Source organism: Embleya scabrispora (assembly GCF_002024165.1).
Classification (GTDB): domain Bacteria; phylum Actinomycetota; class Actinomycetes; order Streptomycetales; family Streptomycetaceae; genus Embleya; species Embleya scabrispora_A.
The window spans coordinates 4053552-4069582 of the sequence record NZ_MWQN01000001.1 but is presented as its reverse complement, the minus strand read 5'-3'; the positions used below and the strand labels follow the sequence as shown (position 1 = coordinate 4069582).

The 16031-nt window shown below is 70.8% G+C and carries 11 protein-coding genes; 5 read left to right on the top strand and 6 right to left on the bottom strand.

From position 1 onward, the window contains the following. Positions 1-14: 14 nt before the first annotated feature. Complete coding sequence (locus B4N89_RS18030; RefSeq protein WP_235618679.1) at positions 15-2780, bottom strand: immune inhibitor A domain-containing protein; 2766 nt, start codon at positions 2778-2780, stop codon at positions 15-17. A gap of 357 nt (positions 2781-3137) precedes the next feature. Then, positions 3138-3662 (bottom strand): DUF4245 domain-containing protein, encoded by a 525-nt coding sequence (locus tag B4N89_RS18025; protein WP_268812517.1) that lies wholly within the window; start codon positions 3660-3662, stop codon positions 3138-3140. Between the two features lie 216 nt (positions 3663-3878). Between B4N89_RS18025 and glpX the strand changes: the two genes are divergently transcribed. Then, on the top strand, positions 3879-4910 hold the full coding sequence (gene glpX, locus B4N89_RS18020; protein ID WP_078976848.1) for a class II fructose-bisphosphatase: 1032 nt from the start codon (positions 3879-3881) through the stop codon (positions 4908-4910). A gap of 242 nt (positions 4911-5152) precedes the next feature. Beyond that, entirely contained in the window at positions 5153-7189 is a 2037-nt protein-coding gene (locus B4N89_RS18015) for an MFS transporter (RefSeq protein ID WP_101897110.1), read from the top strand. 7 nt (positions 7190-7196) lie between these two features. Here B4N89_RS18015 and B4N89_RS51475 read toward each other — a convergent pair whose 3' ends face one another. The 3 genes from B4N89_RS51475 to B4N89_RS18000 form a co-directional block, all read right to left on the bottom strand. After that, positions 7197-7481: a WhiB family transcriptional regulator gene (locus tag B4N89_RS51475; RefSeq protein WP_268812516.1), complete on the bottom strand. Its 285-nt coding sequence runs from the start codon at positions 7479-7481 to the stop codon at positions 7197-7199. Between the two features lie 278 nt (positions 7482-7759). Then, entirely contained in the window at positions 7760-9418 is a 1659-nt protein-coding gene (locus B4N89_RS18005; RefSeq protein ID WP_078976845.1) for a fumarate hydratase, read from the bottom strand. 59 nt (positions 9419-9477) lie between these two features. After that, the gene (locus B4N89_RS18000; RefSeq protein ID WP_078976844.1) at positions 9478-10410 is read right to left on the bottom strand and encodes a DMT family transporter; all 933 of its coding nucleotides are present in this window, start codon (positions 10408-10410) and stop codon (positions 9478-9480) included. 149 nt (positions 10411-10559) lie between these two features. Between B4N89_RS18000 and B4N89_RS17995 the strand changes: the two genes are divergently transcribed. Both B4N89_RS17995 and B4N89_RS17990 read left to right on the top strand, forming a co-directional pair. Continuing rightward, positions 10560-11951, top strand: coding sequence for a PLP-dependent aminotransferase family protein (locus B4N89_RS17995; RefSeq protein WP_078976843.1), 1392 nt, complete (start codon positions 10560-10562; stop codon positions 11949-11951). A gap of 10 nt (positions 11952-11961) precedes the next feature. Next, positions 11962-12777 carry a DUF1707 SHOCT-like domain-containing protein gene (locus tag B4N89_RS17990; protein ID WP_235618678.1) on the top strand — a complete coding sequence of 272 codons (816 nt, stop codon included), beginning with the start codon at positions 11962-11964 and terminating at the stop codon, positions 12775-12777. Between the two features lie 75 nt (positions 12778-12852). On the opposite strand, the gene B4N89_RS17985 is transcribed toward B4N89_RS17990, so the two are convergent. Beyond that, a complete protein-coding gene (locus B4N89_RS17985) occupies positions 12853-14853 on the bottom strand; it encodes a ricin-type beta-trefoil lectin domain protein (RefSeq protein WP_078976842.1) in 2001 nt (666 codons plus the stop codon). A gap of 267 nt (positions 14854-15120) precedes the next feature. On the opposite strand from B4N89_RS17985, the gene B4N89_RS17980 reads away from it, so the two are divergent. After that, complete coding sequence (locus B4N89_RS17980; RefSeq protein ID WP_321170698.1) at positions 15121-16029, top strand: LysR substrate-binding domain-containing protein; 909 nt, start codon at positions 15121-15123, stop codon at positions 16027-16029. The last annotated feature ends 2 nt before the right edge of the window (positions 16030-16031 follow it).

The following is a 16031-nucleotide window of genomic DNA, read 5'->3' as shown; positions in this document are numbered from 1 at the left end:
ACGCGCGGAGGAACCTACTTCTGCGCGGGCAGGATCCAGACCACCGCGCCGGAGCCGCCCGGCAGCGGGAGCACCGGCAGCGCGGTCACGCCGTAGCCCTTGTCGAAGCCCGGGTTGCCCGTGCCCAACTCGGAGCCGTGGAACAGCTTGCCGAACGCGTCCTTGTCCAGCGAGCCGTCCGCCTTGGTGACCTTGGTCGTGTACGGCGCCTTCGCCGGGACCACGGCCGAGCCGTAGCGGTCCTTGGGCAGCGCGCGACCCTTGTACATCTCGGTGCCCGGCGCCCAGCCGACCGTGTCGGTGAACAGCGTCACCGGCTTCTGCGCCTCGAACGAGGTGCAGTACTTGGTGCCGGGGATGCAGTCCGTGAACGGCGTGGTCTTGGTGAAGCCGAACGCCGCGTTGGCCGACTGCGACCGGGAGCCGAGGTTGCCGAACACGTTCTTCGACTCGATGCCCGGGGAGTTCGGGTCGGGCTTGGGGAACTGCGCCGCGGCCTCGCCGGCGTAGCGCAGCGGGTCCGGGTGCGAGTCGACGATCAACAGCTCACCCTTCGGACCCCACGAGGGCCCGTTGTTGATGTTGAAGTTGACGCCGTTGTTCTGGTACTCGTTGTCGCGCAGCCACACCAGCATGCCCGGCGCGTTGTACGGCACCCGGTTGGTCTTGCCGTTCTCGCCGGCGGTGTACGCGTACTTCAGGCCCTCGTCGAAGCCGGACAGGTTGCGCCACTCCAGCAGGTAGTACTGCTCCCGCTCGAAGGTGCCGTTGGTCCGGCCCCAGCCCTCGCCCTTGGTGATCGCGTTGGTGCCCTTGATCGCGGTCCAGCCGTTGTCGCCCTGCTCCACGTCGTCGGACCACACCGTGGTGCCGCCGTTGGTGAGCGAGAAGTCGTCGGCGAACCAACCCTTCTCCATGAAGGCGGCGTCGGTGTTGAGGTCCAACCGCAGCTTGATGTTCTGCCCCGCGTACGGGGTCAGGTCGACGTTGTCGTGCCGCCACCCGTTGCTGGAACCGGTCAGACCGCTGGTCTTGCGGAACGTGGCCAGGTTCTTCTGCGGGTCCGGGTAGTCCGCCGGCGTGCTGACCAGCGCGCCCGCCTCGTCCTTGACCGCGAGCTGCTTCCAGGTGGCGCCGTTGTCGGTGGACACCTCGACGAAGCCGAAGTCCCAGTCCTGCTCGATGACGTAGTCGTTCCACATCCAGAACTTCACGTCGGAGCCGGCCGGCACCGCGATGCCGCGCTCGATCCGGACGTCGGACCAGGCCTGGTCCTGACCGGAGTACCACATGCCGTTGCCGCCGTGCGGCTTGCCGACCGCGACCTGCTTGTTCGGCAGGTTGACCCGGATGCCCCGCGAGGTGCCCTTGGGCGTCTTCGCGGCCTGGCCCAGCGTGGCGACCTTGGGCCGGTCACCGACCTTGACCAGGTCCGGAGTCAGCCAACCGAGCGCGTACTTGTCCCAGATGCCCATGTGCGCGGGCTGCGACTGGAACAGCGGGCCGGTGTGCGAACCGGCCGACATCAGGTCCCAGAAGTTCAGGTCCGTCTGCCCGCCGCTGAAGTTGTCGTACAGGTCGGGGAGTCCGAGGTCGTGGCCGAATTCGTGGGCGAAGACGCCCACTCCGGAGTCCTCGGGCTGGACGATGTAGTTCGCGATCTTGATGTTGCTGCCGGGGACCTGGTGTCCGAAGAGCACGGTGGAGGCGTGTGCCCAGATGGCGTAGGTGCCCTCGGCGCCGCCGCCGGCGGACTTGTCCTTGCCGGCGTGGACCAGGACCAGGTGGTCCACCACGCCGTCCGGCTCCTGGGTGTTGCCGTCGTGGTCGGCGTCGCCCGGGTCTTCCTTGTCGTAGTCCGCCCACGGGAAGCTCGGCTGCGACTTGGCCAGCTGGTCCACCGCGTCGATGGCGAGCCGCTGCGCGCCCAGCGGGTTCTGCGGGCTGCCGCTGTTGTCCTGCTGGGCGTTGCCGCAGGCGCCCGCGCCGTACCAGGCCTCGGAGTGCGGAACCTTGATCCAGGAGGTGGCCTCGCCGGAGACGGAGTACTTTCCGGCCGACATCTCCTCGTACATGTTGCGCATGGTCTGGCCCGCGAGGCTGATGCCCGGCTTGCCGTCCGGCCCCTTGAGGTCGGTGCGCATGCGCTCGGTGATGCCCTCCTTGGTGTAGAGCATCTTGTTGTAGTGGGCCTGGTCGAAGTTCGGCACCCACTGCGTGTTGTTGTCGTTCGGGTTCAGCGCCGGGTTGGGCAGCTGGTTGTGCAGCGGCCCGTTCTTCACCGTGCCGGGGGGCTCGGTGACACACGTCGGGTCCGACACGCTGGTCGGGCGCTTGTACCCGGAGAAGTCGTCGTTGGCCTGGTCGTTGAACTCGACCAGAACGGTGAGCAGCTTCGCGTTCTGCTTGGCGTCGACGGGCTTGCCGCTGCGCTCGGCCTTGATCTCGGCCGGGCTCTTGCCCGTGCGGCTCGCCTCGGCCTCCAGCTCCTTGAGCTGGGCGGCGGCGCGCGGGTTGCCGTCCGAATTCTTGCGCTTGGTCGCGGCGTTGCGCTCGTTCTGCGCCTTGAGCGCCGCCGCCTTGGCCGGATCGTCCGGCAGCGCGCTGGTGTCGATCGCCGCATCGACGGAGTTGACGTAGTGGTCCTCGGGGCCCGGGTTCCACACCGCCTTTGTGGTGTCCACGCGCGTAGGCGTGGCGGATGTCGAGGGCGCGGTCGTGGCCGCGAGGCCGGTGATCGCAAGCGCGGACACGGACAGCAGTGCCACGCGGCGCTTCACCCGCCGGACGCCTTGGGGCGGCGTCGCACCCCTCCCGGGTATCAATGGACTCAACGTGCTCCCCTTTCCGACCGGGGGGCCATCCCCCGGACGCAAAGCGACGCCGCGCGGGATCTGATCAAGCGCACACGGCGTCGGGCCGGCTCGGAAAGCCCGGCCGACCTGTGCCGGCAACCATCGGGTCACGACGGTGCCGGCGCATGTTGGACCGGGCTTCCGGACCCTAGGGGCGAGAGCAACGAACGGGGCAGGGGAGGAGGTTGTGTCTTTACAAAACCTTTACAGGTACCTGCGCAACATGTGCACTGCGCCGCCCGAATCGCCCCGAAACGTCGGACGGATCTCGCGTATTTCGGCTCAGGCGGCGGCCGGACGCAGGGATGCGGCGAGAACGGTCAAATCCTCGAAAGTCGCGTTGCCCGTGACCATCGTGGTGACGCCGTCGCGCACCCGGACCAGCGAGCGGTACTTGGGGCCGTCGTACGCCTTCCACTGCTCGCCGGCCACGTCCCGATCGCCGATCGGTCGGCCGCGCTTGCCCTTGTCCCGGACCAGTTCGTCGCTGAAGCCGTTGCTCTGCTCCACCGCGGCGTACTTCTCGTCGGGGTTGATGAACCCGATGTGCCACTTGGTCTGGTTGCGGTCGAAGCCCTGGTAGTCCACCGAGGTCGCGCGCCAGCGCTCGTCCAGGCCCTGCGGGGCGAGCAGCGGGTACGGGGCCACCCGGGCCGCCTGTCGGAACGACGTCTCGTAGGCCACCCGCCGCACGGGATCGCTCTCGTTGTGCGGAGCCACCAGGAACAGCGCACCGACCACCAGGCCGCACGCACCCAGGGAAAGAACCATGTCTCGAACGGTCTCGCGACCCGACTTCCTCGCCACCCGAACATGGTCGCATTGCCCGCCGGCCGGTTCCGCACGGCCTACCCGCACCGATACCACCGCCCACCGATAACATCGGGGCAATCCCGTTGGAACCAGTCCGGACCCGGGCCACGCGATCGCCGTGCCACCCGCACCCGATGGCGAACACGGCTCCGGGGGATCAGGGCACCCCTCGTGGTTACGGACCGGTTCCCCTACAGGAAGGCCCGCCGCATGACGGACCAATCTGTACCCCCGCAACTCGAAGTCGCGCCGGAAGCACCGGATCGCAACCTCGCGCTCGAACTCGTCCGGGTCACCGAGGCCGCCGCGATGGCGGCCGGCCGGTGGGTCGGTCGGGGCGACAAGAACGGCGCGGACGGCGCCGCCGTGAAGGCGATGCGCAGCCTGATCCACACCGTGTCGATGAACGGCGTGGTGGTGATCGGCGAGGGCGAGAAGGACGACGCCCCGATGTTGTTCAACGGCGAGCGCGTCGGCGACGGCCACGGGCCCGAGTGCGATGTCGCGGTCGACCCCGTGGACGGCACCACGCTGACCGCGAAGGGGATGAACAACGCGGTCGCGGTGATGGCGGTGTCCGAGCGCGGCAGCATGTACGACCCCTCGGCGGTGTTCTACATGGAGAAGCTGGTCACCGGCCCCGAGGCGGCCGACGTGGTGGACCTGACCGCGCCGATCGCGGAGAACATCCGCCGGGTGGCCAAGGCCAAGCACAGCGCCGTCGAGGACGTCACGGTCTGCATCCTGGACCGCCCCCGGCACGACTCGACGGTCAAGGAGATCCGCGAGGCGGGCGCCCGGATCAAGTTCATCACCGACGGCGACGTGGCCGGCGCGATCATGGCGGCCAAGGACGGCACCGGCGTCGACCTGCTGCTCGGCATCGGCGGCACGCCCGAGGGCATCATCGCCGCCGCCGCGATCAAGTGCATGGGTGGCGTGATCCAGGGTCGGCTGTGGCCCAAGGACGCGGCGGAGCGGGCGAAGGCGATCGACGCGGGGCACGACCTCTCGCGCGTCCTGCTGACCGACGACCTGGTGCGCGGCGACAACGTCTTCTTCGTCGCCACCGGGATCACGGACGGCGAACTCCTGCGCGGGGTGCGGTATCGGGCGAGCACGGCGCTGACCTCGTCGCTGGTGATGCGGTCGAAGTCCGGCACGATCCGGCAGATCGACAGCCAGCATCGGCTGGCGAAGCTGCGGGCGTACAGCGCGATCGACTTCGACCACGCCCGTTAGCCGTGCGGCCGGGGTGAGATGACCCGGCCTTCGGCCGAGGTGGCCTCAAACGCCGGCCGGGCTGGATTTTCGCTCGGTCGGCGTTTGGCGCGAAGGCTTGGGTGATCGCGAGGCTTCGGAATTGCGAGGCCGCGTGCTTGCGCGGCTTTCGGTTGGACCCCGCCTCTTGTCCCACTAATAGGTGCGGATTTTGTACCTTTTTATGGGGATCCTCCTTGAGCGTCGATCGAGGAGGCCACCGGATGAGCGCGCCGCAGCGCAGGCATGGCAGCAGTCCGGCCGGGGTGGAGGCCGCACCCCGGCTCGGGTTGGTGTTGACCGGGCTGATGCTCGGGATGTTGGTGGCCGCGCTCGACCAGACCATCGTGTCGACCGCGCTGCCGACCATCGTCGGCGACCTCGGCGGGCTCAATCACCTGTCGTGGGTGGTCACCGCGTATCTGCTCGCGTCGACCGTGAGCACGCCGCTGTGGGGCAAGTTGGGCGACCTGTTCGGGCGCAAGAAGCTCTACCAGGCGTCGATCGTGATCTTCCTGATCGGCTCGGTGCTCTGCGGCATCGCCCAGGGCATGACCGAGTTGATCGCCTTCCGCGCCATCCAGGGCCTCGGCGGCGGCGGGCTGATGGTCTTGTCGCAGGCGATCATCGGCGACGTGGTGCCGCCCCGCGAGCGCGGGCGGTATCAGGGCCTGTTCGGCGCGGTGTTCGGGGTGACCTCGGTGGCCGGGCCGCTGCTCGGCGGGTTCTTCGTGGACCACCTCACCTGGCGCTGGGTGTTCTACATCAACCTCCCGATCGGCGCGATCGCCCTCGCGGTGATCGCCGCCGCGCTGCACGCCAAGGAGGTGCACACCCGGCCGAGCGTCGACTACCTCGGCATCACCCTCCTGGCCGCCGGCACCACCTGCCTGGTCCTGCTCAGCACCTTCGGCGGCACCACCTACCCGTGGGGCTCCGGACAGATCGTCGCACTGGGCGTCGCGGCCGTGGTGTTGCTCGTCGCCTTCGTCGTGGTCGAGCGGCGCGCGGCCGAACCGGTGCTCCCGATGTCCCTCTTCCGCAACCGGATCTTCTCGGTGACCGCGGGCATCGGCTTCATCGTCGGCTTCGCGATGATGGGCGGACTGAGCTTCCTGCCACTGTTCATGCAGGTCGTCAACGGCGCCTCGCCGACCGAGTCGGGCCTGCGGCTGCTGCCGATGATGGGCGGGCTCCTGGTCACCTCGATCGTCAGCGGTCGACTGATCAGCCGGACCGGCCGATACAAGATCTACCCGATCCTGGGCACCGCCGTGATGGCGGTCGGCATGTTCCTGATGTCGCGGATGGACGAGTTCACCACCACCGCCGCCTCCTCGCTGTACATGCTCGTCTTCGGCGTCGGCCTGGGCCTGGTCATGCAGGTCATCGTGCTCGCCGTGCAAAACGCCGTGCCCTACGCCGAACTCGGCGTGGCCACCGCCGGCGCGACCTTCTTCCGCTCCATCGGCGGCTCGTTCGGCGCGGCCATCTTCGGCACCATCTTCAACAACCGCCTGGCGGTCCACCTGCGCGAGGCCGCCGCGCGGGGCGAAGGGCTGCCGCCCGGCACCTCGCCGGGATCCTCGTCGGCGATCAACCCGGCCGAGTTGAACCGGCTGCCGCCCGCGGCCAAGACCGGATTCGTCCACGCGTACGCGCAGTCGCTCCAAACCGTCTTCCTGGCCGCCTCCTGCATCGTGCTGGTCGCGTTCCTGCTGTCGTTCCTGCTGCGCGAGGTACCGCTGCGCGAGGCCACCCGCGAGACCGAGCAGACCCCGTTGATGTCGCCCACCGCGCGCAGTTCCGTCGACGAGATCGAGCGGGCGATGGCACAGATGGTGCACCGGGAGAACGGCTGGTCGCGCTACGAACGCATGATCGGCCGCTCGGGCGTGGAGTTGTCGGTGCCGTGCGCGTACGGGCTGGTGCAACTCGATCAGCTCGGGCCGATCTCGATCCCCGACCTCGCCGTCCGCATCCACGAACCCGAGGCCAGAGTCCGCCGCTACGCGGACGAGTTGACCTTCTCCGGGCACATCGAGCGGCTCGGCGAGGGCACGATGGCGCTCACCGCCAAGGGCCACGAGACGCTGGAGGCGCTGGTCGAGGCCCGTCGGCAGATGCTCACCGAGGTGATGGCGGACTGGTCACCCGAACAGTCCGAGGAACTGAGCGCGCTGCTGCGCAAGTTGGCCCGGCTGACCACGGACACCCCGCACGACCACATCGTCGGCGAGGCGGACCGGCACCCGGGGTGACGGCGGATCAGTGATAGGCGCGCCGGCGTCGTACCGCCCCACGCTCGTTCGGCGTCAGCCCGCCGCGCACCCCGACCGGGTTGGTCTCGGCCAAGGCGCTCTCCCGGCATTCCAACAGGACCGAGCAGCGTGCGCAGACGCGTTTGGCGTCCTCCTCGCGGGCGAGCCGGGCGACCACGGGCTCTCCGGGGTAGCCGAGGAAGATCTCCCGGTCCACGCTCGCACACGCGCCGGCCGGCGGCGGTGTCCAGGTCGCGCGGACGCTGCGGATGATGTCGATCCGTTCCGTCACGCTGTGCTCCTCACGTCGGCTTGGTCGGCTCGGTGGGTGTCGCCTACCCGACGAAATCCCGTGCATGCGTGCCGGCGTGACAAGGCGACGACAAGTAACCACAAGGAAACGTCAAGGAAACCGACAAACCCCGCCCCGCTTTCCGACCGGCGCAAACAGCGGCCGCGCTTGTGCACACCCCCCTCGACCCCGAACCCGCCGAGAGGCCCGGGGGGTGACGGCCGCGGCCCGGGTGTCGAGCGCGCTCGACACCCGGGCCGCGACGAAACCGACCGGATTCACGGCCGCCGATTGATCCGAAACGTCGGCGTGGTGACGTCGGCGAAGAAGTCCTCGCCCTTGTCGTCGACCACGATGAAGGCGGGGAAGTCCTCGACCTCGATCTTCCAGACCGCCTCCATGCCCAGCTCCGGGTACTCCAGGACCTCCACCTTCTTGATGCAGTCCTGGGCCAGGCGCGCGGCCGGGCCGCCGATCGAGCCGAGGTAGAAGCCGCCGTGCGTCTTGCACGCGTCGGTGACCTGCTTGCTCCGGTTGCCCTTGGCCAGCATCACGAACGAGCCGCCCGCGGCCTGGAACTGCTCCACGTAGGAGTCCATCCGCCCGGCGGTGGTCGGGCCGAACGAACCCGACGCGTAGCCCTCGGGAGTCTTGGCCGGGCCCGCGTAGTAGACCGCGTGGTCGCGCAGGTATTGCGGCATCGGCTTGCCCGCGTCGAGCAGTTCCTTGATCTTGGCGTGCGCGATGTCGCGCGCGACCACGACCGGGCCGGTCAGCGACAACCGGGTCTTGACCGGGTACTTGGACAGCTCGGCGCGGATCTCGCTCATCGGCCGGTTGAGGTCGATCCGTACGACGGCGTCGTCGAGGTCGTCGTGCGTGGTCTCCGGGAGGTACTTGGCCGGGTCGGTCTCCAACTCCTCCAGGAACACCCCCTCGGCGGTGATCTTGGCCAGTGCCTGCCGGTCGGCCGAGCAGGACACCGCGATCGCCACCGGACACGACGCGCCGTGCCGGGGCAGCCGGATCACCCGCACGTCGTGGCAGAAGTACTTGCCGCCGAACTGCGCGCCGATGCCCATCTGCTGGGTCAGCTTCAGCACCTCGGCCTCGAACTCCACGTCGCGGAAGCCGTGCCCCAGCGGCGAGCCCTGGCCCGGCAGCGTGTCCAGGTAGCGGGTGGAGGCGTACTTCGCGGTCTTGAGCGCGTGCTCCGCGCTGGTGCCGCCGACCACGATCGCCAGGTGGTACGGCGGGCAGGCGGCGGTGCCGAGCGAGCGGATCTTCTCGTCCAGAAAGCGCAGCATGCTCTGCGGGTTCAGGACCGCCTTGGTCTCCTGGTACAGGTACGACTTGTTGGCGCTGCCGCCGCCCTTGGCCATGAACAGGAACTTGTACGCCTCGCCCGGGGTCGCGTAGAGCTCGATCTGGGCGGGCAGGTTGTTGCCGGTGTTCTTCTCGTCCCACATGGTCAGCGGGGCCATCTGCGAGTAGCGCAGGTTCAGCTCGGTGTACGCACCGGCGATGCCGCGCGACAGGTGCTCCTCGTCCCGCCCGTCGGTGAGCACGTGCTGCCCGCGCTTGCCCATCACGATCGCGGTACCGGTGTCCTGGCACATCGGCAACACGCCGCCGGCCGCGATGTTGGCGTTCTTGAGCAGGTCGAGCGCGACGAAGCGGTCGTTGGCCGACGCCTCGGGGTCGTCCAGGATCCGCGCGACCTGGGCCAGGTGTCCGGGGCGCAGCAGGTGCGAGATGTCGCGCATCGCGGTGCGCGCGAGCAGCCGCATCGCCTCGGGATCGACATTGAGGAACCGGCGCCCGCCCGCCTCGAACGTGGACACACCGTCGGCGGTCAGCAGCCGGTAGGGCGTGGTGTCCTCCCCGAGCGGCAGCAGATCCGTGTAGGCGCTGAAGGAGTTCTCAGGGGCGGACATCGTGATCCTCACTCATGCGGTAACGGGGCCTCGTCCAGAGTAGAGCGGCCCCGGATCGCTCACGGCTTCGAGGTCGCCGCCGCAGCCGGCTCCACGTGCGGCGCGGCCGGCTCGTCCTCCTCCGCACGCAGCCCGAGGACCACGCCCACGCCGACCAGGAGTGCGCCGGCGAATTGGCCGACCGTGGGTGTGCCGGTGCCGAGCACCAGGCCGGACAGCGCGGCCGTCACCGGCACCAGGCCCATGAACAGCCCGGCCCGCTCCGGCTCGACCCGGGCCAGCGCCGAGTACCAGAGCAGGAACGCCCCGGCGGTGAGCGGCAGCGCCAGGTAGAGCAGCGCGACCGACTCGGTGCCCGACGGCATCCGGATCAGGTCCGACCCATCGGTGAACGCCCCCACCACCGCCATCTGCGGAATCGCCATCGCCGTCGCGTACGCCGCGATCCGCCAGGCACCCAGCCGCGGCAGCAGCGGCACCGCGATCAGCGTGAAGCCCATTTCGCACAGCGCCACCCCGCACGCGAACACCAACCCGAGCGCCGTCCCGCCACCGAGCCCCTGCACCACCGCCGCACCCGCCACCACCAGTACCGCGGCGGCGAACACCGACCGACTCGGCCGGCGCCCGCCGAGCAGCGGCGCGACCAGCACGAGCAGCAGCGGCGTCGCGCCCAGGATGCTGCCCACCGTGGCCGGGTCGGCCCGGTCGAGCGCGGCGAACAGGCACAGGTTGAACACCGTCTGCCCGGACAGCGAGAGCAGTCCGAGCCGGACCAGTTCCCGCCGGGTCGGCCGCAGCAGCGGGATCCGACGCACCCGCAGCACCCCGAACAGCACGAGTGCGGCCAGCGTGTAGCGGAGCATCTGGCCGCCGGTCACCGGATAGTCGCGCAGCACCGCGGAGACGCCGGCGGCGGCGCCGATCAGCCCCTGCGCGGAGGCCGCGCACAGCAGACCGATCGAGCGGGGGGACATCGAGGAGAGCGTCATGTGTCGTAACGTTATGAAGCCGGTGGAGCCCTCGGCAGAGCCACTTCCGCCCCGAAAAACCGGACCACTTCGGAACGCGGGCCCACGACCCTTCCGTCCCGGGCGGGCCTGCGATCCCCTCCCTTCCCCGCCACCCAGGGCAGGCACCCATGCGCGAACTCCTCGTCCACCTCGACCGATCCGCGGGCCGCCTCGGCGCCCAGGTGCAGTCGGGCCTGCGCGAGGCGATCCGCTCGGGCCGGCTGCCCGCCGGCTTCCGGATGCCGTCCACCCGCGCGCTCGCGGACAGCCTGGACGTCTCCCGGGGCATGGTCGTCGACGCCTACGAGCAGCTGGTCGCCGAGGGCTACCTGGTCTCCCGGCACGGCTCGGGCACCCGGGTGACCGCCGCCTGCACCGCGCCCCAGCCGGCCGCCGCGCCCGATCCCGGCACGGCGGTCCCGATCACCCACGACCTCAAGCCCGGGGTGCCCGACCTGTCCGCCTTCCCGCGCTCCGCGTGGGTGGCCGCGACCCGGCACGTGCTGAACACCGCCCCGCACCGCGCACTCGGCTACCCCGGCCCGTCCGGCGCGGGCGAGTTGCGCGCCGCGCTGGCCGACTACCTGGGCCGGGTCCGCGCCGCCCAGGCCCGACCCGAGCACATCGTGGTGGTCAACGGCGTCGCCCAGGGCCTGTCCCTGGTATCCCAGGCGCTGCGCCGACTGGGCCGGGACGTGCTCGCGGTCGAGGACCCCTCCAGCGACCGGCAGCGCGGCATCTTCACCACCCACGGCCTGGCCGTCGCCTACGCCCCCACCGACGCCGAGGGCGTCGACGTCGCGGCGCTGGCCCGCACCGGCGCCCGGGCGGTGCTGGTCACCCCGGCGCACCAGTACCCCACCGGCGTGGTCCTGTCCCCCCGCCGCCGCGCGGCCCTGGTCGCCTGGGCCCGCACGCACGACGGATTGATCGTCGAGGACGACTACGACGCCGAGTTCCGCTACGACCGCGACCCGGTCGGCTGCCTCCAGGGCCTGGCGCCGGACCGGGTGGTGCACCTGGGCTCGACCAGCAAGGCGCTCGCCCCCGGGATGCGACTGGGCTGGGCCGTACTGCCCGCACCGCTGATCGAGCAGATCCACGACCTGAAGACCAACGCCGACCTCGGCTCGGCCACCCTCCCCCAGCTGACCCTGGTCCGGATGCTGGCCACCGGCGCGTACGAGCGGCACCTGCGGGCGATGCGCGCGCACTACCGCGCCCGCCGCGACGCGGTGGTCGAGGCGCTGGCCGAACACCTGCCGGCCGCCCGGGTGCACGGCGTCGCCGCGGGCATCCACCTCTACGTCGAACTGCCGCCCGGCTCCGACGAGTCGGCCACGGTACGCCGGGCCGGGGCGCTGGGCGTACGGGTCGAGCCGATGGCCGGCCTGCGCGCGTTCGCGACCGGCCCGCCGGCGGTGATCATCGGTTACGCCGGGTTGTCCCCCGACCGGCTGCGCGAGGCCGTCCGGCTGCTCGCGCGGTCCGTACTCCCGGCAGGTGCACCCCCGGGCTAGATTTGACCCCGTGGACACCAGCCCAGAGCGTCGATCGCAACCGCCCATACCCGAGCTGCGGGCGTCCGACGCGGACCGCGACCGCTACGTCAACGTACTGCACGACGCGCTCGCGGAGGGTCGTCTGACCGCCGACGAACACGCCGAACGGGTGGACGCGGCGCTGGCCGCGAGGACGGTGAGCCAACTCGAGCCGCTGATCGTCGACCTCCCGACACCCGCCCCGATCGGCTACGAGCCGGCCGCGACCACATCGGTGCCGCCGACCCCGGCCCGGTCGAACATGTTCGCGTTCTGGAGTGGTTCCACCCGCAAGGGCCGCTGGCGCGCGGGCGGGAAGCTGAACGCCGTCGCGGTGATGGGCGGGGTGGACATCGACCTCACCGACGCGGTGTTCGACCAACCCGAGCTGGTCATCCGGGTGTTCACCCTCTGGGGCGGGATCGACATCAAGATCCCGGAGGGCGTCACCGTGCGCGACCACGGGTTCGGCTTCATGGGCAGCTTCGACGTGCACGAGCAGTACACCGACGACCCGCGCGCACCCGTCGTGGTGGTCAAGGGCCTCGCCGTGATGGGCGGCGTCTCGGTCCGGGTCAAGCGGCGCAAGGAACAACGCGAGCGCAAGCGCGAGATGGAGGCGGAGCGCGTTCGCGAGGTGGGGATGGAGCGCGCCCGCGAGATGGAGGCGGACCGCGTCCGCGAGTTGCCTCCGGACACCGAGTACCGCCGCGAACTCGACCGAAGCCGCGAGCGCGACATGTTCCGCAAGGACGAGCCCGTCCGCCGCGAGGACCCCCTCCGCAAGGACCCCGACCGCGACTGAGCCGCGCCCCGGAACCCGCCGCCGCCGCGGCCCCCGTCCCGGCATCCGGACGGGGACCGCGTGGGACGTGCGCGCTCAGTACGCGTCGTACGGAATCACCGAGTAGGGCAGGGCCACCGAGACCCCCGCGGTCCACGTCTGCGCCGGCGACGCGCTCGCCGGCTGCTGGGTGACCGCGCCGTTGCCCGCCGGAGCGGTCACCGCGAGGCCGGAGACCCGGCTGACCAGGCGGCCGGCCGCGTCCGAATCGAAGCGCAGGTTGTTCAGGTACGCCCCGTGCGCGTCGTCGCACCGCCAGATGCCCAGACCCGCGCCCGCCGCCGTGGCGCCGCGGTTGTCCAGGCAGTACGCCGGGTCCTTCAGGCTGTGCACCTGGCCCGTGGCCGGGTTGCGCCACCACTTCTGGTTGGTGTTGCCGGTGCAGTCCCAGGCCAGCACCGCCTGCCCGGACGACATCGTGCCGCCGTCCACGTCCAGGCACCTGGCGCCGGAGACGAGTTCGGCGAACCGTACCGGCGCGGCGGGCTCCTTGACCCACCGCTGCCCCGCCGAGCCGTCACACCCGGCCAGCACCAGCTTCGCGCCGAGCGTCGCGTCGGCCGCCGGCGCCGCCACGCACAGGGTCTGCGTATCGGCCGGCCGCAGCGTGCCCGCGACCTCGACGAAGCGCTGGTTGGTACCGCCGTCGCAGTTCCACAACACCAGCGCGGTGCCCGCGGCGCGCCCGCCGCCGAGCGGGTCCACACACCGGTCCTCACTGAGTTCGGTGTGCAACGACTGGTTCGCGGCGTCGTACCGGAAGCCCTGGTTGCGCCCGCCGTGGCAGGGCCACAGGTCCACCGGGGTCCGGTTGCGCGAGGAGAAGCCGTACGCGTCGGCGCACAACCCGGTCCCCTCGTTGCGCAGTTGCCGGAAGTCGGCACTGAGCACACCCTGATACAGCCTGGCCTGTCCGGTGCTTGTCGGGTCCGCGCAACCGGCCTGATTCCAGCCCGAGGCGTACAGCTGGGTCAGGCAGGACGCGAACGCCAGGTGGCCGCGCGCGTTGGGGTGGAAGCTCTGCCGGGTCGTGTTCGGATCGAACACGTTCGGGTTGGCGAACCACAGGCCGCGTGCCCAGGTGTTGTCGGTACAGACCTCGTGGCCGTGGAACAGCCGCGAGTTGTCCAGGTAGGTGACACCGGTGTTCGCCGCGGCCAGGCGCTCGGCCCGCTCGAAGATCGGCACCGCCTCGTTGCGCCCCCACGCCGCGTCGCGCAGATAACCCAGGCAGCCGCCGGCGTACCAGCCGGGGAAGTCGGGGTTGTCCTCCACATCCGGGGCGATCGGCGACGGGTAGCCCATCAGCACGAGTTTGTAGTCGCCGCTCGCGTAGCCCGCGTCGGCCATGACGGTCTTCAGGTCGCGCACGGTCTGCTCGACCTTGGGTCGCATCGCGTCGGCGCGCGCCTGCCAGCCGGGCTGGTACGTGCCGTAGCACTCGCCCTGGAAGAACACCCGCCTGGTCACGCAGTCGGTCATGGTCGGGCCGAATTGGATGTCGTCGTTGGCCCCCGCGACCAGCAGGATCAGCTGTACGCGGGTGTTGCGCGCCTTGATCGCCAGGCTGTCCGATTGCACCGGTTCGTCGGCGTACTGCCTGCTGCCGCCGATCCTGATGTTGACCGTGGACGCCCCGGAGCAGGCCACGTTGTAGGTCAGGTCGGTCGGGATCCCGGTCTTGTGGATCGCCGCCTCGGGCGACCGGTGGCACCAGTTGTCCGGGCCGTCGGTGCCGGGTTCGTACACGCCGACGCCCTCGCCGGCGATCTCGCTGTCGCCGAGCGAGATCAGCGACGTCTTGCGCTCGGCGATCGGCTTGATCCCGGTGCTCCCGTAGAGCGCCAGGGCCTCGGCCTGCCGGATCGCCTCCAGCTGGGGGGACAGCGCGGTGGCGGCGGCTCCCGCCGGGGCCGCACCGGCCGACCCGGTCGCGGTCAGGCCGCCGGTGAGACCCATCAGGGTCGCCATCAGCGCCACCGGCACCACCCTGCCGCGCACCCGTCGTAGCGTCCGCATTCGCTCGAATCTGGACATGCACCCTCGCCTTCGTGGCATGGAAGGAACACGCACGAGCCGCCCAAAGGGGACTTGGGCACTGTGGAGCGAGAGCAAGCTACCGGTGGGTACACCGGAAGAGAAGTGACGTGCGACACAAGGATCGGCCGGCCACCCGAGCGGAGCGGCGGGACGCGTCCGCGGCACGGGGCCGGTCCGGACGGTTGCCCTATCGTGGAGGAGCCGGGGGATCGGCCGCCCACACGCACCCGACAGGTGGTTCCCATCAGTACTCGCACGCCGACGTTGTCGCAGCTCAGGGCCTTCGCCGCGGTGGCCGACTACCTGCACTTCCGGGACGCGGCGGCGGCGGTGGGCACCAGTCAGCCCGCGCTGTCCGGGGCGATCGCCGCCCTGGAGGACGCCCTGGGCACGCAGCTGGTGGAGCGCACCACGCGGCGGGTCCTGCTCACCCCGGCCGGCGAACGGGTCGCGCGGCATACCCGCCGCGTGCTCGACGCGCTCGCCGACCTGGTGGACGAGGCCGAATCGGCCCGGCGCCCGTTCACGGGGCCGCTGCACCTGGGGGTGATCCCGACGGTGGCGCCGTACGTGCTGCCGGCGCTGCTGCGGCTGGCCCGGGAGGAGTACCCGGACCTCCAGCTGTACGTCCACGAGGAGCAGACCGGCTCGCTGATGGACGGCCTCACCGGCGGCCGGCTGGACCTGCTCCTGCTCGCGCTGCCCTCCCCCGGGCTCGGCGGGGTAGAGGAGATCCCGCTGTACGAGGAGGACTTCACCCTGATCGTGCCCGAGGGCCACGAGTTGGCGGGCCGCCGGAACCTGTCCCGCTCCGCCCTGCGCGGCCTCGACGTACTGCTCCTGGACGAGGGCCACTGTCTGCGCGACCAGGCGTTGGACGTCTGCCGCGAGGTCGGCGCGGCCGAGGCGGGCGCGACCCGCGCGGCGAGCCTGCCCACCCTGGTCCAGCTGGTCGCCGGCGGCCTGGGCGTGACCCTGCTCCCGCAGACCGCGATCGACGTGGAGACCCGCCCGGGCTCGCAGCTGGCGGTGTCCCGCTTCGCCGCGCCCGCGCCGTACCGACGCATCGGCCTGGTCATGCGCTCCAGCACGGGCCGGGGCGCGGAGTTCGCCGACCTGGCGGTCGCGCTGCGGCGCGCGGTGCGCGATCTGCCGGTACGGGTGGTGCGGTGAGG

Excerpts from the sequence above, each read along its gene's own strand:
- glpX (WP_078976848.1), top strand. The coding sequence starts at position 3,879 with ATGACGGACCAATCTGTACCCCCGCAACTCGAAGTCGCGCCGGAAGCA.
- B4N89_RS18015 (WP_101897110.1), top strand. The coding sequence starts at position 5,153 with ATGAGCGCGCCGCAGCGCAGGCATGGCAGCAGTCCGGCCGGGGTGGAG.
- B4N89_RS18005 (WP_078976845.1), bottom strand. The coding sequence starts at position 9,418 with ATGTCCGCCCCTGAGAACTCCTTCAGCGCCTACACGGATCTGCTGCCG.
- B4N89_RS18000 (WP_078976844.1), bottom strand. The coding sequence starts at position 10,410 with ATGACGCTCTCCTCGATGTCCCCCCGCTCGATCGGTCTGCTGTGCGCG.
- B4N89_RS17995 (WP_078976843.1), top strand. The coding sequence starts at position 10,560 with ATGCGCGAACTCCTCGTCCACCTCGACCGATCCGCGGGCCGCCTCGGC.
- B4N89_RS17985 (WP_078976842.1), bottom strand. The coding sequence starts at position 14,853 with ATGTCCAGATTCGAGCGAATGCGGACGCTACGACGGGTGCGCGGCAGG.